General features: G+C 63.3%; 19 protein-coding genes and 1 pseudogene. 5 read left to right on the forward strand and 15 right to left on the reverse strand.

Annotated features, from left to right (window positions below; translation table 11 throughout):
- Genes ACFWZ4_RS07465 through ACFWZ4_RS07475 form a run of 3 tightly spaced genes read left to right on the forward strand, consistent with a single transcriptional unit; the run spans position 1 to position 2,437 of the window.
- The gene (locus ACFWZ4_RS07465; RefSeq protein WP_439704091.1) at positions 1 to 1,020 is read left to right on the forward strand and encodes an ImmA/IrrE family metallo-endopeptidase; all 1,020 of its coding nucleotides are present in this window, start codon (positions 1 to 3) and stop codon (positions 1,018 to 1,020) included.
- A complete protein-coding gene (locus ACFWZ4_RS07470; RefSeq protein ID WP_439704092.1) occupies positions 1,017 to 1,664 on the forward strand; it encodes a C1 family peptidase in 648 nt (215 codons plus the stop codon). Before ACFWZ4_RS07465 ends, ACFWZ4_RS07470 begins: the two co-directional genes overlap by 4 nt.
- Positions 1,652 to 2,437: a hypothetical protein gene (locus ACFWZ4_RS07475; protein ID WP_439704093.1), complete on the forward strand. Its 786-nt coding sequence runs from the start codon at positions 1,652 to 1,654 to the stop codon at positions 2,435 to 2,437. The genes ACFWZ4_RS07470 and ACFWZ4_RS07475 overlap by 13 nt, the downstream gene beginning before the upstream one ends.
- Here the strand turns inward: ACFWZ4_RS07475 and ACFWZ4_RS07480 are convergent.
- The 3 genes from ACFWZ4_RS07480 to ACFWZ4_RS07490 form a co-directional block, all read right to left on the reverse strand.
- Positions 2,434 to 2,763 carry a hypothetical protein gene (locus ACFWZ4_RS07480; protein WP_439704094.1) on the reverse strand — a complete coding sequence of 110 codons (330 nt, stop codon included), beginning with the start codon at positions 2,761 to 2,763 and terminating at the stop codon, positions 2,434 to 2,436. The genes ACFWZ4_RS07475 and ACFWZ4_RS07480 overlap by 4 nt on opposite strands.
- 344 nt (positions 2,764 to 3,107) lie before the next feature.
- The gene (locus tag ACFWZ4_RS07485; RefSeq protein ID WP_439704095.1) at positions 3,108 to 4,313 is read right to left on the reverse strand and encodes a nucleoside triphosphate pyrophosphohydrolase family protein; all 1,206 of its coding nucleotides are present in this window, start codon (positions 4,311 to 4,313) and stop codon (positions 3,108 to 3,110) included.
- A gap of 12 nt (positions 4,314 to 4,325) precedes the next feature.
- Complete coding sequence (locus ACFWZ4_RS07490; RefSeq protein WP_439704096.1) at positions 4,326 to 4,694, reverse strand: DUF4031 domain-containing protein; 369 nt, start codon at positions 4,692 to 4,694, stop codon at positions 4,326 to 4,328.
- Positions 4,695 to 5,308: 614 nt separating this feature from the next.
- On the opposite strand from ACFWZ4_RS07490, the gene ACFWZ4_RS07495 reads away from it, so the two are divergent.
- Entirely contained in the window at positions 5,309 to 6,304 is a 996-nt protein-coding gene (locus ACFWZ4_RS07495) for a hypothetical protein (protein ID WP_439704097.1), read from the forward strand.
- A gap of 152 nt (positions 6,305 to 6,456) precedes the next feature.
- Positions 6,457 to 7,419, forward strand: a complete 963-nt coding sequence (locus ACFWZ4_RS07500; RefSeq protein ID WP_439704098.1) for a hypothetical protein — start codon at positions 6,457 to 6,459, stop codon at positions 7,417 to 7,419.
- Positions 7,420 to 7,516: 97 nt separating this feature from the next.
- On the opposite strand, the gene ACFWZ4_RS07505 is transcribed toward ACFWZ4_RS07500, so the two are convergent.
- The 12 genes and pseudogenes from ACFWZ4_RS07505 to ACFWZ4_RS07560 form a co-directional block, all read right to left on the reverse strand.
- Entirely contained in the window at positions 7,517 to 7,921 is a 405-nt protein-coding gene (locus tag ACFWZ4_RS07505; RefSeq protein WP_439704099.1) for an H-NS histone family protein, read from the reverse strand.
- Between the two features lie 100 nt (positions 7,922 to 8,021).
- On the reverse strand, positions 8,022 to 8,450 hold the full coding sequence (locus tag ACFWZ4_RS07510; protein ID WP_439704282.1) for a hypothetical protein: 429 nt from the start codon (positions 8,448 to 8,450) through the stop codon (positions 8,022 to 8,024).
- Between the two features lie 408 nt (positions 8,451 to 8,858).
- Positions 8,859 to 9,254 (reverse strand): annotated as a pseudogene (locus tag ACFWZ4_RS07515) (TniQ family protein); the annotation flags it as partial.
- 32 nt (positions 9,255 to 9,286) lie between these two features.
- Positions 9,287 to 10,288, reverse strand: a complete 1,002-nt coding sequence (locus ACFWZ4_RS07520) for an AAA family ATPase (protein WP_439704100.1) — start codon at positions 10,286 to 10,288, stop codon at positions 9,287 to 9,289.
- A complete protein-coding gene (locus tag ACFWZ4_RS07525) occupies positions 10,278 to 12,494 on the reverse strand; it encodes a DDE-type integrase/transposase/recombinase (protein ID WP_439704101.1) in 2,217 nt (738 codons plus the stop codon). Before ACFWZ4_RS07525 ends, ACFWZ4_RS07520 begins: the two co-directional genes overlap by 11 nt.
- 1,002 nt (positions 12,495 to 13,496) lie before the next feature.
- Positions 13,497 to 13,739, reverse strand: coding sequence for a hypothetical protein (locus tag ACFWZ4_RS07530; RefSeq protein WP_439704102.1), 243 nt, complete (start codon positions 13,737 to 13,739; stop codon positions 13,497 to 13,499).
- Between the two features lie 35 nt (positions 13,740 to 13,774).
- Positions 13,775 to 14,020 (reverse strand): hypothetical protein, encoded by a 246-nt coding sequence (locus tag ACFWZ4_RS07535; protein WP_439704103.1) that lies wholly within the window; start codon positions 14,018 to 14,020, stop codon positions 13,775 to 13,777.
- Positions 14,021 to 14,178: 158 nt separating this feature from the next.
- Positions 14,179 to 14,622, reverse strand: coding sequence for a hypothetical protein (locus tag ACFWZ4_RS07540; protein WP_439704104.1), 444 nt, complete (start codon positions 14,620 to 14,622; stop codon positions 14,179 to 14,181).
- A gap of 160 nt (positions 14,623 to 14,782) precedes the next feature.
- Positions 14,783 to 17,197: a penicillin-binding protein 1C gene (gene pbpC, locus ACFWZ4_RS07545; RefSeq protein ID WP_439704105.1), complete on the reverse strand. Its 2,415-nt coding sequence runs from the start codon at positions 17,195 to 17,197 to the stop codon at positions 14,783 to 14,785.
- Between the two features lie 231 nt (positions 17,198 to 17,428).
- The gene (locus ACFWZ4_RS07550; RefSeq protein WP_439704106.1) at positions 17,429 to 22,414 is read right to left on the reverse strand and encodes an MG2 domain-containing protein; all 4,986 of its coding nucleotides are present in this window, start codon (positions 22,412 to 22,414) and stop codon (positions 17,429 to 17,431) included.
- A gap of 168 nt (positions 22,415 to 22,582) precedes the next feature.
- Positions 22,583 to 23,335 (reverse strand): anti-sigma factor family protein, encoded by a 753-nt coding sequence (locus ACFWZ4_RS07555; RefSeq protein ID WP_439704107.1) that lies wholly within the window; start codon positions 23,333 to 23,335, stop codon positions 22,583 to 22,585.
- The gene (locus ACFWZ4_RS07560; RefSeq protein WP_439704108.1) at positions 23,332 to 23,847 is read right to left on the reverse strand and encodes an RNA polymerase sigma factor; all 516 of its coding nucleotides are present in this window, start codon (positions 23,845 to 23,847) and stop codon (positions 23,332 to 23,334) included. Before ACFWZ4_RS07560 ends, ACFWZ4_RS07555 begins: the two co-directional genes overlap by 4 nt.
- Positions 23,848 to 23,946: the final 99 nt, after the last annotated feature.

Here is a 23,946-nt window from a genome sequence, read left to right on the forward strand (position 1 = left end):
ATGGCGAACCTTCCGACGGAAAAGCGTGCCAGCGCCCGGGCTTTCGAGGTTCTTGACTCGACTGGGGCCATCGCCCGCGCCATGCGAGAGGGCTATACCCGCGTTGATCCGTTTTATATTGCGGCTCAGGCCGGGATCTCGGTGCTCCTGCGGCCAATGGACAAGCTGCTTGGCGCGTTCCTCCGCGAAGCAGGCCCAGGAATCTTGTTGAACGTCGAACGTCCCGCGGGACAGATCCACATGACCTGCGCGCATGAGCTTGGCCACTACTTCATGGGCCACGAGGATGCTGTCGACGATAAGGTTGAATATGGGGACAGCGCATCGGAGCATGAGCGCGAAGCCGACTGGTTCGCGTACCAGCTGCTTACCCCGCGCCGCCTGATCGCACGAGTTATGAAGGCCAAGTGCTGGGGCTTGAGCGTTCTTAGCGAGCCTAATGTCGTCTACCAATTGTCGCTGCGGCTTGGAGTGAGCTTCACGGCAATGGTGTGGTCGCTCTCGCGGCAGAGGCTGATTGATGCGCCTATCCGCAACAGGCTACTCAAGGTCGAGCCTGCCGCGATCAAGCGGCAGATTCTGCAGGGCGTAGCCTATGACGGGGACATCAAGCGAGATGTCTGGCTCATAGACGAGTTTGACCGTAACACCTTGCTAGAACCACGGGTCAACGACGTCCTCTTGGCCAAGTTGCCGAACCACGCAACGAGCGGATACCTGTGGGATGTCGACCAGGCGCGTGCCGAAGGGTTCAGGGTTGAGTCGTTGACCGTACCGTCAAGCGGAGGGGATGAGTGCCAGTTGCTTGGCGACGCCAGTCTTGGCGGCTACCGGATCCTCGACACGCTGTCGCCGCGAGGACAGATCCAGTGGCGGCCACTTGTTCTTACCGAGCGCAGACCGTGGCGACCTTTGGATCCTCGCGCTCAGCTTGAACTCGGGTATGCGCCAGAGCCGCTGGCCCCCGGCTTAACGCCCGCATCGCGAGCCTCCTTGCTGGATGAGATCAGGCTGACGTGACGATCGGGATTGTTTCTACGGTAGAGCAGTACTTCGGCAGAGCCCGTGATCAAGGTGACCGACCGACGTGCTTGGCTTTTGCGGTTTCCGATATCAATCGACACTATGCACCGGCACCTGGCTTTCTTAGCCCTGAGTATCTCTATCGAGCCGCATTGCTCGATGGTAATCGGTATGGCGGGCAAGGCCTCTCGCTTGAGTCAGGACTGTGTTCGGCTGCTTCCGGGCAGCCTGAAGAGAGCTACGCTCCTTATCAGACAAATGAACCAACCTCGCCGATTGCGCTCCCCACACTCTTGCCAGGGACGATCCTCTATCGAAGCGCGCTATCGCCGTGGCCGCTCGATTTCACCACACTCGTAACCGCGCTCCACGCTCGCCAGCCTGTCGGTCTTGGGCTCAGGCTCACTCGCTCGTTTTACACGCCTCAGGACGACGTCATAGCCTACGAAGCCGAGACATTGCCCTATTCTGGTCATGCGGTCATCGCAGTTGGCCTTGGCGAGAGAGCCGGTACGCACTATGTTCGAATCCGCAACAGTTGGGGCCTTGATTGGGGAGACAACGGACACGCATGGCTTCCGAAAAACTACGTCACCGACCACACCTTTTGCATTTTTGGCGCTAGCGCATGGCAACCTTGATCGAGAACGAGCGTGTAGTTCCGGCCTGGCGCGATGCCGTCGGGCGCTTGCTCAGCGCTCCATCCGCAGGACTCCGCAATGTCGTCATCGAAGTAGCTAAACCTTACGAGGTCACGGCTGACGACAGAACCATTCTTCGCAATGTCGACGAAGCGCTCCGGCGCCATTCGAACGGCTTCACGGTTGAAACAGTTGCTTCAACAATCTTCCCGAACGGCCTATATCGCCGCCTTGGGCGCCCTGGCTTCTATCGGCCTGCGATCGAACAGATTCGTCGGGGTCAATCGCCAGGAGCGTGGGGTACGTACGCGCTTCGCCTCATGTCACGGACAGGCCGCAAGGGGACCTTCAACCCGTTGGAAGACGCGATCAAGAAGATCACGGAGATGAAGCGTCGTGGAAGAATGTGGCAGAGCGTGCTGGAAGTCGGTCTCCACGATGCAATCGAGTTTCCGGAAGGCGGCTCAGAGCTTCCGCTGTACGATCCGCATGTGGACCGGAGGAAGTTGCGAAATATGCAGTGCCTTAGCCATCTGTCCTTCAAAATTACCGACCGCGAACGACTCGACCTTACGGCTATGTACCGACACCACTATTACGCCCATCGAGCGTTGGGCAATCTCGTCGGACTAGCGCAGCTCCTTGGGTTCGTGGCCAAAGAATCGGGCATGCAGATTGGCAGCCTAACGTGCCTTTCAACTCATGCCGAGCTCGACGGAGGCTTAGGCTCCCGTTCCGACGTTTGCCGTGTGATACAGGCCCAGTCCGCTTAAAACAATGCCGCTTGACGGGCTGCGAGGTGGCGGGGTTGGGGGTAGAGGGACTGCATTCCTTCGCGAAATTCCCGCACTCCGCCGTAACTTGGATGGCGAATGACAGTCACTCGGACGCCGAGGCGGCCAGCATATTGACCTGCGTCTTGACCAATCGCCACGATGTGCTTGATTTTCAACCAGCTCAGCAGTTCTGCATTCAAACCTTCTACTTCTGTCAGCTCGCGAGCAGTAAAACGGCGGTTAGAAAACGGTGCGCCTGGCTGGTGAGGGTGCAGCGGGAAGACGTTCCATAATAGCGGCATCTGTTTCAGGCGCTGGAGCACGCCCCAAATCTCTGCCGCCGTACGCTCCGCAACCGCCGGCCCAACGGTACCTCTCGATAGCACCGAGCCGGGGTAAAATTGAGCGGCTGCAGACAGATGGGCTTCGTCGGTGAGAGCAAGGCCAGTCCGACGGCCTCCGCGGTAACCAAGATCGCGGCCCATCCAAATTGTGTCTATCCCAAGACTTTCGACTGCGGCCAAGTACGTGCGCAAATTCTTTCGACGTACTGCCGGTGCGTTACCTTGATCGCAGGATGCGCACCTGTCGCGATACGGATTGAAGACGTTCTCAAGGCTGAGCTGCGAGAGGGCGCGAACAAATTCGGTTGGCGTCATGAGTTGACCTACGGCGGCGCCAAGAAGTTTAGCTTGTGATTGAGCATGTCGACCTCAACCGTACCGCCTCGGTGCTGCTGGAGCTCCCGGAAAATTGCGAACCCGTCAAGGATGGCGCGCTCCCACTGCCAGAGTTCGCACCGATAGACCTCGTAACCCTGCACCATGCTGTGAATCTGCTTCAGCAAACTGTAATCCAAACCACCTGGCCTCACGTCTCGATAGAGTCCTCGACGCTTAGCATGATTGAAGATCCACGTCGCAATGCCTTCTTCGATAATCATCGCTCGGGCGCCGTCCTCGTTTTCATCAATCTTTGGCTCGGACTTGCGCTTACGCTTTAGCAGACCTCGCATGACCGGCGACCAGCCGAGATGCGCGATATAGGCAAGGTGAAAAACGTCATGGAACCGGTAGTCGTCGGGTTCGTTGCTGTTATCGGTCAGACGATCACCAACGAAGACGTCGCCGATCATTTGAACGACGTGTCCGTCCCTTTGATTGCCCCGCTCTACGAACCGGATTGGTAGAACTCGGGGGAAGCGCTCGTGAGCTTCGTACTTCGACTCGGGATCGAAAAAGTCTGGATAGACAGGATTGTCACCAGGCCAGCGACTTCGGATCTTCTGCAGGTTTTCTCGCGCAACGTCTTCCGAGCGCAAATCAAAGCTGCCGCACACCTGCGCCCAAATGGCTAATGCCAGCCCAAAGTGCTGCGCAACCGCAGGACGAGCCATCCCTCTAAATTGCTCGTCCGTCGTCTGCGCGATCACTCCTGCAGATTGCGCAATCCTACCGAGCCATTCCGATCGATCGCTTACCAAGTAGTCGCGATGCGACTGGACCAAGCCATCCAAGTGTCGGAAAGTCACTGGCTGCGGAGGGGGAAGTTCGCTCTCCTTGAAATTCTTCCGCAGGGTAGCTAGCGCGTGGGCACCCAGATCGTCGGGCGAGATTCCAAGGCGACCGGCAGCAGCTACGAGGTACCAGAGCGCGTCGCCCAGCTCTTCTGCCGCCAGTTCATGTTGTGTTTCACTCAATTGGTCACGGACGGTTTTTTTCACGACCGCCAACAATCCGCCGATCTCGCCGAAGTAGCCAAGCCTTAGGAATTCGAGCTCCTGCTGCTGGCTACTGAAACGATTGGTCTCACCAGCCTGTAGCGCGTATTGGGGAATGGAAAGCGGAGTGGGGAGCGGCTGGGCAGTGAGCATGGGAGTGTGACCTTAGGACGAAAAGAGTACGAGGGCAGGATGCTCCCTCTCGCACTGTTCGGCCATCTCGGCCCGCATTTTTCTGCCGCACTCTACGATCGTGCGCCGATCGGCAAGGATAGCGCCCATGGCCAGTGCACGCTGCTGCAGAAATTGAGTTACGTCGTAATGTGGGTAACGATTTTTTGATTGGAACCAGCTTGCGCGGAGACCGAGTCGTCTTGCGAACGCATGCAGCTCATCGGTCGAGTCAGCGACTAAATGGCACCATGTCTTACCGCGCCACACGATGTATTCGGAATCGACATATACGGCCACTAGCTGGATCCCGGTTCGTCTGTGCAGTATTCTCGCACATATGGCACAACGCTTCAACAACATTTCCGACGCGACGGCACTGGGAGCCAGTATCCGTGCTAGGCGGCTCTCTGTGGGGCTTACGACGCCAGAGCTAGCACTTCGCGCAAACGTTCATCACTCAACGGTTGTTCGTGCCGAGCACGGAAGATTCGCCACTTTGAGCACGTCTGTGCGGAAAATTTGCACAGCGCTCAACATTACGTGTGATGGCAATCTTGGTCACGAAGCCGAAAGTCTGACTAAGCGCCTCCTTCTTTTGTTGGAACGGAAGCCCGAAGCTGCCGCCGTTATTGTCGCAGTCATCGGTGCATTGGAGCGGCAAGGACCAAGTGATTGATTGTTGAATGAAGGTAATTGGTTGGGCGCAGTGCGAGGCTCCTCTTCCAGGCGCGCCTTTCGACATGGCGCTGCTGCCGAGACCAGATTAATAGTGATCTCTACGGTTGCCCGTGGCTTGGCTGCTGCGTACGAGCCCATCCAGACGGTGACTTGTCGCAAATTGCGGGCAATGAACGACCAGCATTGTTGTGGCTCCTAGCCACCACGCTGTTCCTGTCGAGGGAACTGACCTTCGCATCCGCCTAGAATAGGCGTGCTTGTCTGCTGGGAGCGCACAATTGGCAGGAGAAGATTCAATGGATTCGAACGAGCCTGAGGTCAGGCAGATCACTATGCGCCTGAGTGTTCCTCCAGACCAGGCTGAGGCGTTCGGCTCCGCCATGCGGCAATGGATGCTGAGGGTGCCCACCGTCTACTTCCTGGACATTTGTGCGATCAGCCACATCAAGGACTATCTCCCGACACAGACCTTGAAGGACGAGCGCCACAAGGAGTCGATCCAAGCACTCCAGGAGCTCGATCTTCCACACAACGGCGTGTCCTACCTTCCTGCGCTGATGGAGAAGGCGAGCGACCAGCGGAGCAAGTTTTCTGTGCAGGAGTTCATCGCAGAGGCGCGGCGTGACTGGGTTGCTATGGCCGCGTTCTTCCAGAGTGCGCCCGTGATCGAGCCTTGGGATTTCGTCGAGGCCTATGCCACTGACTTGTTCGGGGCCCATCCGGAGGAGTCAGCCTCAGCGTATCTGGCGTTTCTTCAGTACGCGAACGACCAAAGGCTTCATAACAGGGCTGCCGATGGAAAGCGCCTCAATATAGCTAGGGTGCTGTGCGCCAAAGCACAGGAGCTTGGAATCATCACGAGCCACCCGGTGGTGTTGGTCACGATCGCATGCGTGTATGGGTGCGAAGACGCCCAACGAGTGATGAAGTTCGCTGGGAACCCAGAGAAGTTCAACCCCGGGAACGCCCTTGGTGACGTCCAAGCTATCTCGCGCATCGCCGGAACAATGGCCAGCTTGATCCAACGCGACGGCGCGAGGGGTGGACCATTCAAGAACGGCAAATTCGTGACCGCAGATTCTCCACTCCATAACATGTTGCGCTACTTCACCGTGCAGTCGGTGAGCACAACTGATGTCCCGGACGGAACGGAGCAGCAAATTGCCATGTCCGTCAGCGCACCGAGTCTTTACCCTGATCTGTTCGACGCGGATGGCGAGCCCAAAGGCGAGAAAGGCCGAGCCGAACTGAGCCAGCTATCCGATCTGCTAGGGGTGGAATTTTCTGTGTAAGTTGTTGGCCAACCCGTCGATGCTTTTGCCGCGACGGATCGCAAATCACTTATCCGACACCGTTCTTAGGCCCGAGCACCCCATCAGCTTCAGGCGGGTCAGCGCGTGAAGCTCTGCTTGGGACAATACCCTCGAGAACAATGGACCGACACATGAGTTCCGACGATAGAACCGTCTACGCACTTGAAGCGCCGCTCAAGCTGGTCGCTTCGCATGAGATCGCCTATCCCGGGTTTCAGTCGGCGCTCAGGGGTGAGTTCGTTCGCCTAGGCGAGCCGGCGGAGAATCGCTCTGCGGAGATTGCTTTTCGAGACATCTCCATCCTAGGGGTGCCCCTGTCGAAGTTCGCCATGGAGCGCTCGAACGGCGATACGGGGCTTCTGAAGATCGCCTTTGACCGCGCGATGACCAAAGCCGATGCGTTCGGCTTCCTCCAGCAGCTCGCTGATGCGTGGTCGGCCACGCTGGCCGACGTTCAGCGCAATCCCTGGTACGGCAACCTCTATTTGGACATCCGATGGTCACAGGTGAAAGCGCTCACCGCGCAGGGTGGCGGGATATGGGCGTCGATGCAGATGACTTCGACCGAAGGCGTCGCCGTCGAGCCCGAGAGCCTGGCTGCATTGCGTTGGTCGCCACTGACCGATGTCTTCGTGGAAGGTATGAAGGCGTCCCAACCGAAGTCGAAGTTCCTATTCTGGTTCGTCATTCTGGAAGAGCTTGAAAAACGCGAGGAGTTTCTTTCCTTGTTCACCCCGCTCTTTTCACCTGAACAGAAATCAGAGCTTCAACAGGTCCTGTCCCCCAATAGCGCTGCGTTGCAACGCCTCAATGGGTTGTTGAACAATCCCACGGCGACGCTTGAGGGCCGAGCGGCGAAGCTTGCCCGCATCATCGATGAGGTGGGCAGCTCCCGCATTAACGGCTTGGGGGGGCCTATCGTCGTAGACCAGGCGCGCTGCGCCGCCTTGATCGAGCAGCGCAACAAGGTCGCTCACAAGGGGTCTAGCATCAACAAGGATCTACTTTACAACGTGCTTTTCCCCCTCAGCCGCGCCGCGCTCAAGTACATCCTCGAGCGAGACGCTATGAGCGCAAGCGGAGCTCAACGTTGAGTTCGTAGCGAGCAGAGGCAACGCGTCCGCTGCCAGGCAAAACGCGGTTACAAAAAGAACGACAGGGCCTGTCGAGTCTTGCGGTGAAGCGTTCGGGCTACTTCTTCGCCGGGGCCTTCTTGGCCGTCTTCGGAAGAACCTTTTTGGCAGGCGCGGACGTCTTCAAAGAGCCGCCAATGAGCATGCTGTCGACCGTTACCCCCCTCTTCTTCAGGGCCTCCGAGAACCACAGAGGACGCTTCCCCCGTCCAGACCACGTTTGGGCAGGGTTCTCCGGGTTGCGGTACTTCGGCGCCACCGCAGCCTTCGGACCCTTGCTCCTTTGCCCCCCGCGCCGGGGGTAGACCTCGTCGATGGTCAGGCCCGCGCTCTTGAGAAGAGCCTCAATTTTGGTACGGACTTCCTGGACATGACTCTTTCGAGCGGATTGCATCTGCGCTTCCGCGCTCTTGATGAGAGCCTGAAGTTCCGCTGGGGAAAGTGAATCGAGATTGATAGCCATGGTCGTCCTCGTGTTGGGTCGACCCAATTAAACAACGAATTCCAACGCCAGGCCATGCCCCACCCTTACCGTCAGATGCCGCCTTTGCAAGTTGACGTGCTTATGTCTTGGTCGCATCAATGGCTTGCAGCTTTCTGTGGCGTTCTGCATCCAGGATTTTCCTCACCGCAGAAATGGACGCACCCGTCTTCTCCGCCAGCCACTTATGCCTTGCTTTCACCGTAGGAAGCGTTCGCACAGCCGAGGAGGTCTTTGCTAAGCGGATGATTCTCTGCGCTAGCACTTTACGGACGCTCGCTGCATGTTTGCGGCGCAGTGCGCCATAGGCGGCAAAAGCATCTTTACGGTGATAAAACACTGACCCTGGGGGAATATCCGCCATAGCAATAATTGACGCCAGCGTAGGATACGGCGGACCTTTTTTCGTTGCTTCTTCTAACAACTCCAACGCTCGCTCTCGCCTTTCCTTTTCTGAACGAGGCCGCAAAATAGACTCTCTACGCGCAGGTAGATCAAACGGGATCGCCATCTGGCTTGCTGCACGACTACCATCCGTCAATATATCGACTATCGATATATTCAACTTTGCCGCCAAGTCAAGGAGGGTTCCCAACTGGAGTCGTAACGTATAGTACCGCTTATGGAAGAGCTCACCGAAATGTTCAATGAGTACTCGCCGGGGGTATAGCGTCAGAAGCGTGCTCGTAAACTCGCCAAGCTGCGCCAGCCTGAATCTAGAACTTGGAGAGGAAGACGTATAGGCAAGGAGAGCTTCCGCCTGGGAGGCCACGGCATCCTGTTTGATGGCCGGCGCGAGACGGTCAGAGTCAACCGCCAGGCTCTCGCCACACCGCTCACAGAGAGATAGCGCCGTTTTCCCCGAGTTGTTTCTTTGCACCGCCTCGCACCCACCACATCTCTGAGATAGCTCCAAAGAGTGGATGGAGCACCGGCTTATTCCCTGAATCTGCCAATATAGCCGGTCATAGACAACATCCGAATTGCGTTCGGCTTGGCGGTAGCACGCCGCGCACCATGCTCGAGTTCCCTTGAGGGCCCCAACTGCATTACCCGCACAGACATCCCTAAGTGCGATTAGGGTGCAACCTGCAAGATTTGCCAAGCCAGTCCCCGCCTGGAGAGTCTCGAGTAGAGGAGGGACCTCGCGGCTGTAACCGTTGTATCGGATGCTGTCATGTCGAGACAAAGGTTGCCCTAGCGTGGATAGCCGCCAGTGCCTTAGGTGTTCCATGAACTGGTGGTAGGAAGCGCCGTGCGCGTGCGCAAGGCGATGCAAATAAGAGCTGAGACACTCGACCTCTGCGGTCCCCATGCCCTGCGGCTGAACTTGGAAGTAGAAGCTCACTAGTCCGAACCGCCCCCTACCGGGTCCCTTTTAGGCCGCCGCTGGAAGGGACGACGGGTGGATTTTTCTGTTGGTCGCGCTTCGTCCGACACTCGCGGGGAGGGTGGCAACCCAGCCAACATCCTTTTTCCCTCCTCAATGTCTTGCCTGATCACATCAATCTGGACTTCTTTCCGGGTCTCCAAGAAGTGGATCTTACGTAAAGCGGACTCACCTCTGGCGGCCATCTCTGCAAGGGCACCCAATGTCCAGTGCACCAGTTGTCCGTAACAGCCAGAAGTTCCGCGGTAGATCAGCTCTCGGTGAGCGAGCAATGTTTGCCCACGCGCCCATGGGAGCATGGCGTCTACCGTCGCAAGAAGCCGCGAGAAGAGCTCGTGCCCTTCCTCGTCTTCCCCGTAGTTTGAAAATTCCAGGGTATGGAGGCGCCCATTAAGGTGCGCGGATCGGTACTGGTGACGGAGTATCTCGTAGCCGCTAATAAAGACCACGATGGACTTGGTTTCATTGCCCAGACACTTCATTGAGTCGAGAATGCCTTCTGCTTTGCGGTTGCTCTTAGTCCTCAATAAGTGGTGCGCTTCATCGATCACGATGAACTTTGTACCCCTGTACTCAAGCCCGGAGACTAGCTGCCGTCGGATAAGGCTCTCTGGGTCTTTGGAGCGAATTTCGTACGACCCCACCTCGTGGAAGGGGTGGCCAACGGCAGATAACAATTGAAGCGTCATGTAGCGGCTCGAGATGAAGCCGCCGTCAGTTGCGGCAGCTTCGACCCGAATGAGCGGTCGCTGCTCTGGATGGTGATTCTCCCCAACCAGGGCCTTGGCCAGCTTGTGCGACAACATGGTCTTGCCTACTCGGGTCGGGCCAACCAAGGTGATCACGGTGCCGGGTTGTGCTAGTGCGCAGTGGTTGAACAGCCGGCGAAATGTCAGGTTGTAATAAGGATGCGATACAATAGTTTGGCGGAGGCGCTTAGTGATCTTTTCAATATCCATCCCAGCCACCCTCCGCTGTATCAAATGGCTTAGGTGCCTCAGTCGCACCGCGATGAGGACTTTTGAGCGTCGGCCGGCTAGGTGGGGCTTTATTTTGGTTTCGTAGTTTTCTTCTTACTTCGCTTTCAGCCATTCCTTCGATAATGCGGTTTTCGGCCGCCTGTTGCTCTAGCGCCATGTACTGCTCGCGCTTGATCTCCCCAGTTAGGCTCCGGTTTTCCAGAAAAACGATTGACTCAAGCATTCGAGCTTCGGACAAACCGGCCGCCACATGATCTGGCCCCGAGAAGCAAGGTACCCACCGACCGTTTACCGACACATAGATGCACCTGTCGTTCCATGGCTCCTCAAGGGCATCGACCCTTTCGAGGCCTGGCGTCAGCAGCGCGGGATGGAAGTACCAGCGATCTAAGTGCCGTACCCCTCGACACGCGTCAATGCGAAGGGGCCTATCCAGTGGAATGGCTGTAGCGATGAGGAAGGTCTGATCGGGCGGAACGGGGATTCCGGAGCAGCCGAATGTCCCCTCGAGCCCGCTGAACTTCTGGTCGGCCGAGACGTAGGTTCCAGGCCGCACCTTGAGGTTGTAATGCTTAAGAAAGTAGCGCTGATAGGCATCGTAGATCGCCCGAAGGCTCCAACATGCGTGCTGCTCGCCGCGGTGGGTTCGGGAGACAGCGCGTCCTCGTTGGTCGTTGGCCGTACTGCCTCGGAGCGAAAGAACCAACTCCTCTTTGATCCCATGGAAGACTGCTTCAATTTGTCCACCGAACCTCGGTGCACCCGGTGGCCGGTCTTGTTTAGAGACGCCGTACCTCGCTAAGAGAACTTCGAAGTACACAGACTGGAAGTCAGATCCGTTGTCTACAACCACTGTTTCCGGAAGGCGGCCATGTCGGATCACGCAATCCCGCATCACCGTGGCACACGCTCTCCGGCTTGGATCCCTAAATGAGACCGATATGGCCAACACGACCTGGGTGGTTTGATCGACCATCACCGTGAGCCACGCACGCTTGGATTTCCGCTTGTTTGCGAAGATGCCAACGAGGACGTGTTGATCAATGAGGTAGTGATCGATGTGAGCGCGCTCCCAAGCACGCAGGGGCGTTAGCGAGCGATCCCGCGGGGCGACAGGCGCAGCCATGGCCGTAGCGCTCCTGTGCCCGCCCTGGGCCAAGGCTCGCTCCTCGGCAGGAATCCGAGAGAACTCCTTCATGAAGGTGTTGAGCGATACCGGCTTTGGTCCCGGCTGGTGGCCGCCGGGACCAGTGGCAGCGCTCTCCGCGGACAGTCGCACGTAGGCGTAGTAGCCGTGGATCGCTTTGGGCGGATTCGGCACGAGGAGGACCGTTCTGATTGCCTCGCGCATCAGCGTGAGATCTAACTCCGACACCCGCCGTTCTCTGTTTCCGCGTTTGTGGGTTTGAGGGACGAGCGCCAGCAAGCAGCCTCCCACCTCGCTCAAGCGCTGCCGCCATCGTCGTAGTGTTCGATCGGAAACGTGCGATGCTATGCCGGCCATCAAGTTCCGGCGCTCGATGACCGCCGCGAGCTGACGCACGGTCGGAGCGTCTTCGTGCCTCACGCCCTCATGCGAGACACGCAGGAGCGCTCCCCACCTTAGATCTGCAACCTCCTTGAGCGTAGATAGGCGCATGCCCACAAGAGCGTCATCTGGCTCCGCGAGACGTTGCCGGTCGAGCAAAGCTGCGATCCGTTGCTGATCTATGAGGCGCAAGATTGGGGTTGCGTCAGCTAAGGCCGTCTTGCGGAGCAGCTCGCCAAGGGTGAGCACCTTCTCCGCAGCCAGTATGTGCAGGGCAGCGGCGGCGATTGAGGGCTCTGGTTCGACTGGACACCTACGGGCCTGCAAAAGAAGCGCGAAGTTTTCACACGCGATTGGGTTGATAGCGTCTTCAGTGACGACCTTATGAGCAATGCCAAGCGCTTTGAACGCCTCGGCGGCGGCGAAATCTTCGAAGCCCGCTTCACTCCTCTGCCACCGCCCCGGTCTTTGCTTTGTTAGCCTGTCGCACTCGTGCTGAGGCTTAACCTGGAACGCAACGAGCTCATCTTGGCGGAGCACTAAGAAATCGGCGGTGTAATTTGTTCGGTGGACTCTTCCGTTCGCCGCCACAAAAGTGACGCTCACGCTTTCGGGTTGATCCCACATCTCGAGCACAGCCGGGCTGTACTCACACATGAGAAGAAAGTCGCGCTCTAGCGTGCTTTCCCCCTGGATAGTGCAAGCCATCTTGTGGCTCGCGTAACGCCATGGCGTATTACGCACCGCACGTGACGCTACCGCTCTCGACGGTTCGCTGGCACGTACCCGGCGTACGTAGGCTTGGCCTGCAGCGGGCAGGTTATAGGCGATGAGCAGATCGGATAGTTCTGACGCTGTAAGCATGCGGTGACCTCCAGAAGCTCGTTAGCAATGACGCCGAAAGGGGCGCACGACGACGGCTCCGCGAGGCGCAGCCGCTTGACAAACGGTCTGAGGGCTCACATGCTGGTGCTGCGGAAGAGACAAACCGCGCACAACCAAGAAACCCTGCGTGCCAGCGCGGGGTTTTCTTTTTCAGAGAGCCCAAGGTGCTATCAAGTCATGGGCTACTTCTCCTTGCTGGTGCGGTGCGCCGAAGGGGCGAAGGAAGCCTCAAGCCATGCCTTTACCGATGGCGTGGCGGCGAACCAGCCGCGCCTACCCGGTAATCTGAACATCTCTATAGGCAAGCGCCCCGCCTGCCGGGCCTTGTATAGCGCGTCGGTGGTTGGATAACCCATGACCCGGGCGGTCTCCGCACCGGTGAGGACAGGTGTCCTCGGCAGGTAGAGATCAAGGTTCAGCCCGGGCGCAAGGTCTTTTGGCACGGCTCGCTCTCCGGTCCGGCCCAGTCCGGAACAACCAGGGTGGGCATGTACGGGGACGAAGGGTGGGGCCCCGAGGATGACGCGCCAGAGACTGCGCCGATCGGCCAGTCTTGTCAAGCTAAGATACTGTTTTATAAGGCGTTTTTGTCGTATAGAGCACACGATACGAAAACCGCCTGATCAATGGCCCGCGGGATGCGAACGCGCTTGATGGAAAGACCGGGTAAGCCCGCGTCGGGGCGTCAGCCACAGCCACTGCTTGTCGTGCGGGCAGCAGTTCGGCTAGCGCCATAGCCTGACAGCAATAGATCTCGCAGTTAACCGCCCTGACTCAGCGCGCTGGCGGCGGGGGGATCAGGCCCAATCTCTGTCTTGAGGACCCAACGTTGTGCCGGAATTTGTAGTGCTCTTGGATCCGCGCCTCGAGCATTCGGACTTCATTGGGATCGCTCGCTTCGTTTCGTTCGCACCGCAGTTGAGCAAGGCGCTCTGCCCACCAAGCCTGATGCAGCTCCGCTAGAAACATTTCAGATAGCTTCCGCTTGGTTTCCTCGGAGACGGTTTTTTTGCTCATGCCGAGATCCGTGATCACGCAGCAAGCTCACCGAATCACGCGCTGCTGCCGGGCGTGTGATCGAGGCCCAATCTTGTTCTTGTCAGGGCGATGTCATGCTGCGTCTCATAGTGCTCTCGGATCCGCCTTTCGAGGGCTCGTACTCGGGACGGATCGATGCATACGTCCTGTTGGTCCTGCAGTTGCGCGAGGTGCTCTGCCCACCAAGCCTGGTGCAGTTCCGGGAGGAACATCTCGTCCAGTTGGCGCTTGGTTTCGTCGGTGACCTTTGGTTTGCTCATTGAGAAATCGTTCAAGGAACGCCTTTCGCGGAGCTCTAGCTCCAAGCTTCCAGTTTACTCCCACGTTAGAATTCGGTCGTGGCCACTTTATGCTTCATCTCCCCGGCCGATAATTGGTTTAACGAACACATGTTCCGGGCATGCGTGATGGTCGGCGATCATCTCCCCGGCACTGCTCGGTGCGTCGCCGGCAACGACGGGTCGCTGACACGCGGCACGTGGTACGCATCGAGGATGCGGTCGATGGCGTCGCGGTTGCGCGTCAGGGCACGGTCGAGCTCGCGGCGCAGCGCGCGATCGTCGCGGCGCAGACCCATCGAGATGTCGAACACCATCGGCGACTGCGGGCCATCGAGCCATGGCGTGACGGGCGTCAGCACCATCGGCACGCCCGATCGCGCGGCGAAATAGCCGGCGGTGGGACCCCAGACCACCGCGACGTCGACATCGCCACGCGCCACGGCCTGGATGACCGCGGCTTGCGGCGCCTTGTCCGCGTAATTGCCGTAGACCGTGTAGCCGCGCACGTGGGCAGTGATGCCCCGATGCGCGAGCGACATCGCCGGCGGTGGATTGGCGCCGTCGTCGCCGACCAGCTGCACGCCGATGCGCAACGTGCGCAGGCGCGGGTCGTCCAGCGACGTCAGTGCCTGACGAAGCGCCCGATGGAGGATTGATCAGGAAAACGCGTCAGCCAGCTGGGTTCCGGCCCGCGTGCCGGTGCCGCGTGAAGGGCGCCCGTCGCCGTCGTTGCGCGGCAGGCTAGCGGCCTGCCCGAAGGCGCAGATCCCGGGTCTCTGGTCCACGCTCCGGCGAACCCAGCACGGTGAACCTCACGCTGTCCCACGCACCGTCCCCCGCCAACGCGGTAAGTGCGTGCCGGCCCGGTTCGCCCAGGCTGAGGGTGATCGATGCGTCACCCTGGGTGCTGCCCTGCAGGCGCCCGTCGAGGAGCCACTGCACGTGGCCTGGGCCGCCCAGCGCGCGGACGGCGAGGCGCAGCGGGCCGCTGCCGTTGGGGGCCTGGCGCAGGGTGGCGCCATCGCGCAAGCCGGTGATGCGGATGGGAGTGGCGACCGCGAGCGAATCGGCGGCGCAGCCGGGGGCGAGCGGCGGCAGCGTGGAGGCCTCGCGGTCGGCGACGGCAAGCCACGGGGTGGCAAGGGCGGGCCAGCGGGCGAGGGTCACCCGTTGCTCGTGCGGGGCATGGCAACCCGCGCTGAGGCGTCGGCCCTTGGCGTCGAGGCGCAGGTCGAGGCGACCGCTCATCCAGGCGCCGGGGTCGCGTTCGGCAAAGGTCGGGGGCTGGGCGCCATCGAGGGTCCAGGCGGAACGCCGCTGGCGGCACAGCGGGGAGCCAGTGCGCTCGGCGGGTTCGCCCAGCGGCCAGCAGATCTCGACCGCGCGCACGCTGGCCGGACGCGGCGCATGCACGCCGCCGCGGGTGGGCAGCATGTCGGTGAGCTGGAACAGCAGCGGCAGCGCGGTGACGGCGCCGTACTGGCCGGGCGAGGGCGTGCCGTCCGGACGACCGATCCAGACGCCGACGGTCCAGCCGTCGGTCACGCCAATCGCCCAGGCGTCGCGGTAGCCGTAGCTGGTGCCGGTTTTCCAGGCAACCGTGGCGTGGCGGTCGATGGTCCCTTCCAGCGGGGCGCCTTCGACGTCGGCGGAATTGCTGGCGAGGATGTCGCGGATTATCCAGGCGGCGCCGGGCGAGAGCAGGCGGCGCGGGCGGGCAGGTTGGTCCGGCGTGTAGCGCGGGGCGCCGGCGATGCCGCCGTTGGCGAACGCGCTGTAGCCGCCGACGAGGTCTTCCAGTCGGGTCGCGGTGCCGCCGAGGATGATCGGCAGGTTGGGCCGCGCGCCGTCGGGCAGCTGCAGTTCGACGCCGCCGCTGGCCAGGCGTGCGACGAAGCGGTTGGGACCGACGCGGTCGAGCATGTCGACCGCCGGCACGTTGAGCGAGCGCTGCAGCGCCTCGCTCACGCTGACCGGGCCGCTGAAGGCTTCGTCGAAGTTGCCTGGGTGGTAGCCGCCGAAGTCCTGCGGCGCGTCCACCAGCAGGCTTTCGGAGGTGACCAGCCCGTCGTCCAGCGCCAGGCCGTAGAGGAAGGGCTTGAGCGTGGACCCGGGCGATCGTGGCGCCCGCATCATGTCGACATGGCCGGCGCGTTCCGGATCGGCGAACTCGCCGGTGCCAATGTAGATGCGCGATTCGAGCGTGGTGTTGTCCACCGCGAGCACCGCGACCGAGCTGCGCGGGGGCAGCCGGGCGAGGTAGCCGGCGACGTGGTCCTCTGCGGCGCGCTGCAGGTTGGCGTCGATGGTGGTGACGATGCGGCGCGCGCGTGGCCGCTGCCGATGCAGGCGTTCGGCGAGCAGCGCGGCCGCGAGCGGTGCACGCAACGAGCGTGCGACCACCGGTTCGATGGCCGCGTCGCTTACCTGTCCGGACGTCCAGACGCCCTCGTCGCGCAACCGGCGAAACACCTTGTCGCGCGCGGCGCGGGCCGCCTCCGGATGGCGGTCGGGTCGCAGCCGGCTGGGCGCCTGCGGCAGTACCGCCAGCAGCGCCGCCTCGGCGCGCGACAGGCGGCTCGCGCTCTTGCCGAGATACGCCCACGAGGCGGCTTCGACGCCTTCGATGGTGCCGCCGAAGGGCGCGTGGTTGAGGTAGAGGTCGAGGATCTGCGTCTTGTCCAGGTGCGCTTCGAGCTGCAGTGCGCGGAAGATCTGCCTGAGCTTGCCGCCGAAGCTGTGCGGGATCGGCTCGATGATGCGCGCCACCTGCATGGTCAGCGTGGAGCCGCCGGAGACGACGTGGCCGTGCAGCGCACCCTGCACCGCGCCGCGCAGCAAGGCATACGGGTTCACGCCGGGGTGGCGATAGAACCAGCGGTCCTCGTAGGCGAGCAGCGCCTGGCGATAGAGCGGCGAAACCCTGGCCGTGGTGGTCGGATAGCGCCACACGCCGTCGCGGTCGGCAAAGGCGCGTAGCGGCGTGCCGTCGCGGGCGAGCACCACGGTGCTGCCGGCGTCGGGAGCCGGCAAGGGGAGCGGGAACAGGCGGTCGAGGATGACGGCCACGAGCGGGAGCGCGACCAGGATGATCGCTGTGGCGCGCAGCCAGCGTTTGAGTCGGGATCGGCGGGGCTTCGGTGCTGGGTCGGTCATGGGGGCTGCCCTTCGACGTCGGTCTGCGGCCTACGCTCAGGGCCAAGGGTTCTTTGTCGGATCCGGAAGGCCATCGGCCTTGCGCGTGGTAGCGGGGATGGTGAAGCCATGCCGGGTGTCTGCGGGAGGACACGAAAGCCGAAAGGCCTCGCCCTCTCCCCACTCCTCTCCCCCGGTGGACCGGGAGAGAGGGAGCACAGCCGTTGCGATGCATGCATCGTGCGTTGGCGGCTAGGGCTCGATCACCGTGATCTTCGCCGGCACCGCCTTGCCGACGCCGCGCAGGGCCGGGCGATACATGTCCTCGGCCAGGGGCGGCGGGACCGTGTACGTGCCGGGCGTGACCGCGCGGACCAGGTAGAACACGTGGGCGGCGTCGCCGCGGCGCAGGTGGAGGGCGGCGGCGTAACGGTCGTCGCGGTACTCCTCGTGCACCAGGTCGGCAGCGCCGGTGTGCTGCTGCATGTCGATGCCGCCGATGACGACGCCTTCCCACTGCTGCGCGCCGCCAAGGTTGAGGTTCTCCACTTCCAGGCCGCCGGGCAGCAGGTCGGTGACCAGCGCGTCGGGCATGTCGGTACGCGCCTCCAGCGTGAGCTCGGCGATCAGGGTGTCGCCCTCCTTCAGCATGTCGCCGGCCCACGGCTGGCCGTCAGTGGTGAAGTAGCTGCGGCGCACGTCGACCTGGCGGTCGTCGGCGGCGGGCGGTTGCTGCGGGATGCCGGCGACGTCCAGCGTGCCGAACACGGTGCCCGTGCCGGCTGGCTGCACGCTGACGCCGCCTTTCAGTTCGGCCAGCGTGAGTTCGCGCGTCCATAGGCGCTTGTCGGCGGGTGCGGCCTCGCTCTTGCCGCCCATGGCGAGGGTGACCGCCAGCGGCGCGCCGGTGCCCGCGTCGAAGGCGCGCGCCACGCGGGCGATCGCCACCTGCTCCTGCGTGGAGAGGTAGGACCACGACCAGTGGTAGTACGGCACCTCTTGCTTGTTGGCGTGGTCGCGCGCGGTGGCGTTGCGGGCCCAGTCGATCAGCTTGGCGTCGTAGGCGGGCTTGGCCAGGCCGTAGCGGTGGGTGAGCGCGACCATCAAAGCCAGGTCACGCAGGTCCGAGCCGTAGTCGCCAACGTACCAGGGGCGCTCCTTGTCCCAGGCGAAGGCTTCGTCGATGGCCTTCTGCGCGCGCTCGTTGTCACCCATCAGTTTGAGCGCTAACCCTAAGTGCACCAGCGGCAGCGGGCCGACCAGCTTGTCGCGATCGTGGTCGAAGATCGCGCGCAGCGTACCCAGCGGCGCACGATTGACGCGGGCCAGTACGAAGCCGGAGTAGGCCTCATCCGCAATGCGCAGGTGGTCGTGGTGCTCGTAGCTGTAGTACGGGTGGCCACCGGCGAGCAGGTCGTCGCTCAGGCGCTGCAGGGATTTCTGCAGCACCTCCTGCGGCACGGCGAAGCCTTCCTCGCGCGCGTCGAGCATGAAGTCGACCACGTACGGCGTCATGAAGGTTTCGATCGGGCTGGTACCACCCCAGAAGCTGAAGTGGCCGTTGCTCGCCTGGAACGAGGCGATGCGCGCCAGGGCGCTGTCGACGGCGGAGCGGCGGGTCGCCTCGCTGGTGGACAGCCCCAGTGCCGTGGCGGTCGCCGGGTCGAGTACCAGCGCGGCGTAGCCCTTGCTGGTGGTCTGTTCGATGCAGCCGTAGGGATAACGCAACAGGTCGCGCAACGCGGAGCCATAAGGCAGCGGCGGCAGCGTGCTCAGGGTGAGTTGCGCGCGCACGGTCGGCGCGAGCAACCCGGCGGCGGCGCCGGCATCCAGGTGCGCGGGCTTGCCCGCCTCGATCGCCAGCGGCACGGTCGTCTGTTGTTCGGGCCAGGCCGGACGCACGGCGAACTCGAAGTGGCGGTCGACCGTGAAGTCGCCGAGCGTGGCGTGGATGTCGAGCTTGGCCACGGCCGCGCCCGCGCTCGCCGTCACCGGCATGGTGAGCGTGGTGCCAGCACCGTCCTTGAGGGCCACCTCGCGGCTGGCGTTGGCGATGGTGATCGGGCCGGTACCCTTGACCACCACCTTCGCCGTGCCGTCATGCCCGGAGAGGTTCTTCAGATCCAGGCTGATGCGCGCCTTGTCGCCGGCGGCCATCACCCGCGGCGTGCTCGGCTCGACCACCAGCGGCGCACGCACGGTGACCGCGCCCTCGGCGTTGCCGAAGCGGTCGGCGCTCCAGGCCAGGGCGGCCAGGCGCAGGCTGCCGTTGAAGTCGGGCACCTGCACGCGCAGCGTCGCCTTGCCCTGGGCATCGAAGGCGACCGGTGCGGCGAACAGGTCGACGATCTGCACCTTGGGGTTGAGGCGTGCGGCATGCGGCAGCGCCGGCCCGCTCATGTCGCCGCCGTAGCGCAGCGTCGCCTCGGCGCCGTCCATCGCCTCGATGATGCGGCTGTAGAGGTCGTAGGCATCCACGCTCAGGGCGCGCTTGGCGAACATCCAGGCCCAGGCGTCGGGCACCGGATAGTTGGTGATGTTGATCACGCCCTGGTCGACCGCCGCCAGGGTGACGTAGGCGCGCGTGTTGGCCAGACCCTTCGCCTGCACGGTCACCTCGAGCGGGTTACCCGGGCGCATCAGCGCCGGTGCGCTCAGCGTGAGCGGGATGCGCCGGTCGTTGCGCTCCATCGCGACATGCTCGACGCCGAGCGCGCGGGCCGGCGTGGTGTGCTCCTGCGCCTCGCCGCCGCGGAACACCAGTGCGGAGACGTACACGTCATGGCGCTCCCAATCCTTGGTGACCGGGATCTCGAAGGTGCTGCCGGCCCTGGCATCGATGTCGCGCACGTAGAGCAGGTGGTCGGATTCGACCAGCAGCAGGCCCGGGCCGTCATGCGGCGGCGTCACCGTCACTTTCATGGTGTCGCCGGCGCGGTAGCGCGCCTTGTCGAGCTGCAGCTTGACCTTGTCCGGGCGCGCCTCCTTGCCGAGGTTCTCGTCCTCCCAGCTCCAGCCGGCGAAGAACGGGAATACCGTGGTGAGCTTCGTTTCCGGATCGTAGACCTCCAGCCGGTAGCCGCCCCACTCGACCGGGAAGTCGACGTGCACGCGCTGGCCCGGGGCCAGGTCGACGTCCTTCTCCTCGATCAGCTGCAGCTGCTGGTGCGCGTCGGATTTCCAGCCGTCGCCGTGCTCGTACAGCCAGTAGAAGTCGCGCAGCTCGCGCTGCAGCCGCACCTTCAGGTGATGGCCGGCGACCAGCTTGCCGTCGACGTCGGCGCGCAGGATCTCGAAACCCGCCTGGCCTTCGCTCTCGGCGCCTTGTTTGGGATCGAACAGCGGGCGCACGCCGACCAGTTGCGGCGCCGGCCAGTACACGCGCTTGAGCAGGCGGGTGACGGCCCGGCCGCCGGTCTCGTAGACGCTGCCCGAGAGCGTGACGGCGAGCGGCGCGACCGGCTTGACGTCAGCCGGCAGCGCGATCGGCTGGGCGAGCTTGCCCTGCGCGTCGAGCTTGGCGTCGAGCACGTCGTCGGCGCTTCGAGGCAGGTCCAGCGTGGGGTCGCCGAAGAAGGTGTCCTTGAGGTTGTCCAGCGGATGCACTTCCGGCGCCACCAGCAACTTGGCGGTCACGCGGTTGCCGTCGGCAGGCGCCCCATAGAGGTAACTGGAAGCGACCTCGAGCTTGAGCGGCTCGTCCGGCACCAGCCGCGTCTGCGGGCTGTCCAGGCTGAGCTTCAGGCGCTCGGGCAGGAACTCCTCGACGTGGAACGGGAAGGCCTCGACCGCGTCCTTCGCCGCCGGGTCCAGGCGGAATTCCAGTTGCCACAAACCGGTCGGCGCATCGGCCGGGATCGCCTCGGAAAGCGCGTAGTAGTTGAGGTTCGAAGGCGTCAGTTGCTGGTCGGCGAGCGTGCGGCCATCGGGTTGCTTCAGGCGCACGAACAGCGACTGCGCCTTCATCGGCTTGCCGTCGAAGTCGCGCAGCAGCGCCGATACGCGCAGCGTCTCGCCCGGCCGGTAGAGGTCGCGGCCGGACCAGGCGTAGACCTCGAACGGCGCCTGCCTGCGGCCGGTCACGTCGAAGTTGGAAATGTCCAGCGCGGGGCGGTTGAACGGCAGTACCGAAACGTCGTCGCCGTGGCGCGCGATCAATACGTCGGATGGATCGAGCTTGTAGGCGATCAGCGCGTTGCCGTCGCCGTCGGTGGTCGCCTTGAGCCGCGCCTGCCCGTCCGGTCCGTCGATCTCGATGGCCACGCCCTCCACCGGCGAACCGTCGCGCAGCGAGGCCACGTGGAGCAGCGCGTTGTCGCGGTACATGCGAAGGTGCAGCCCGAGGTCGCTGACGAAGAAGATCGCGCTGTCGTAGTTGCCCTTGAAGGTGCCGCCCTGCTTGACCACCGCCATGTACACGCCGGGCCGCTGCAGTTCGCGCACGCGTTGCACGGGCAGGTAAGTGACGGTGCGTTCGTTCTCGTCGCCACCCAGCGTGTAGTGGTTGGCGTAGACCGAGTCGGCCATGTCGGTGATCGGCCGCTTGACACGGTCGCCGTGCTCGCAGATGTCCCAGCTGTTGATCTCGTGGTCGAGTTCGTAGCTGTCGCGGTGCTTGTTCGCCGGGTAGGCGCAGTAGAGGTCTGACAACGCGTCGTCATGCACGCGGAAGAACTCCACGTCGGCGTCGTGCACGTTGACCGAGACCAGCGGCAGGCCGCGGCTGCCGCGGGCGGGCAGCACGCTGCCATGCGAGGCGAAGCCGACCGCGGGCGGCACGCTGCCGGAGTAGATGTCGCGCTTGAGCTCGCGCCCGAGCGTGCGGCCGTCGGCGGCGAGCAGGCCGGCGTGCAGCAGCACGGCGTAGTGGGTGTTGGGCTGGACGAAGGGGAAGCGCAGTGTCTTGCCGTCGTCGTCCAGGCTCCAGCTGCCACTGATCGGCTCGCCGTTGCCGCCGGTGACCGCCAGCTCGCGGTCGAACGGCTGCGCCGCCGCCAGCGGGGCGTTGAAGCGCAGCACCAGCGCGGTGCGCGTATCGCGCAGGTCGGCGCCGGCCGAGGCCAGCGCGAATGCCGCCTTGCCGGCCGGCGCATGCGCGCTGGCGCTACCGGCGGGCGCGCCCTGCAGCGCCGGCCTGTCCTGCGAGGAGCGGTTGCAACCGCCCAGCAACGCCAGCGCCAGCAAACCCAGACACAACCCGACCTGGCGCGACCTGCGCGCCACCGACACTTGCCACATGACGATCCCCTTTCCTTGAGGTGCGGGCGCATTATCGCCGGGTTTTGTGGCGGCCCGGGGGCGGGCGGAAGCCAGCCCCGGGGCTGTTTGCGTCGTCCCTGACCAGCGCGACGCGTGCGCTTCGGCCGACGATGGGGCGCGGTTGCCAGCGCCCGTTCACGACTGGCGTCAGATAAGTGGCTTCAAGGCGCGGGCGGCGATCCGGGCGTCGCTGCCCGCGGCGCGGCTGACCATCGCGTAGTTGTAGCCATTGCCCGAGCCGTACTGGGCGAGCAGGCCATCGTCGACGCGCTCGCCGCGCGGAAGCAGGTAGCGGCGCGGACCGGGCGGGCGCACGTAGAAGCTGATCGCGTGGCCGGCCGCGTCCTGGTAGAGCACCATCGCGGCCGTTCCCTGTTCGGTGGCGAACAGGCGGCCGCCGACCGGCCGGAAGCCGGCCGCGCGCAGGTCCGGCAGCGGCACGCCGCGTTCGAAATGCCGGTCCAGCCAGGCCTGCAGATCGCCCGGGTGTCGCGGCACCAGGTCCGGCCTGGCGCCGGGTTCGAGCGCGAGCATGCGATAGGCCGCAAGCGCGTCGCCCATCGGCGGCATCGCGCGCGCGACCTGCCAGCCGCGCACCTGCCAACCGCCCAGGCCACCGATGCCGACGCACAGCAGCAACGAGGCGGCCCGCGCGAGCCGCGACACGCGGCGGCGCTGCCGGCGCGCGCGGATCGCGGCCGGGTCCAGTGCCGGGTTGGCCGGCAGCGACCCGATCCCGGCAAGCGCGGCGCGCAGTTGCTGGGCGTCGTGCTGCCACGCCTGCACTTGCGCGGAGCGCTCCGGATGCCGGGCGAGGTAAAGCTCCACGGCGGCGCGGCGCTCGCCCTCGAGGCGGCCATCGACGTACGCGTGGATGTCGTGTTCGCTGGGTTCGTTCATTTGAGCACCCGCAGGGAGGGAGTGGTGGATTCGCCTTCGCCGAGACGGCGCAACGCCGCACGCGCGCGCGACAGGCGCGACATCACGGTGCCGATGGGTAGGTCGAGGATCTGCGCGACTTCCTGATAGCTCAGGCCCTCCACGGTGACCCACAGCAGCAGGCTGCGCTGTTCCGGGTTCAGCCGTCCAAACGCTTCGAGCATCGATTGCGCGATGGCCTCGCGCTCGGCCGAGGGCGCCTGCGGCTCCTCCTCCGCGCGCAGGCGGCCGAGCAGCCAGGCGTGGCGCTGCGCGCGACGGCGGCCGTCGAGGAACTGCCGGTACAGGATCGCGAACAGCCAGCTGCGCAGCGAGGCGTCCTCGCGCCGGCTGGACCAGCGCGAGAGCGCGCGCTCGAGCGTGGCCTGGACCAGGTCGTCGGCGCTGGACAGGTCACGCGTCAGCCACAGCGCGAAGCGCCGCAACCGCGGCAGCAGTTCGCGCAGGGCATCGTCGAGCGGGTGGACGGGCATGGCCGGACTCCGGCGTGAGGGCTTGGCCGATAGACGCGGTGGCGCGTGGATTATTCCACCGCGTGGGAATAAATCGCCCGCCCGTGCGTCCGGCGTGCC

It is taken from the genome of Frateuria sp. GZRe12, from assembly GCF_051900535.1.
Lineage (GTDB): Bacteria > Pseudomonadota > Gammaproteobacteria > Xanthomonadales > Rhodanobacteraceae > Frateuria_A.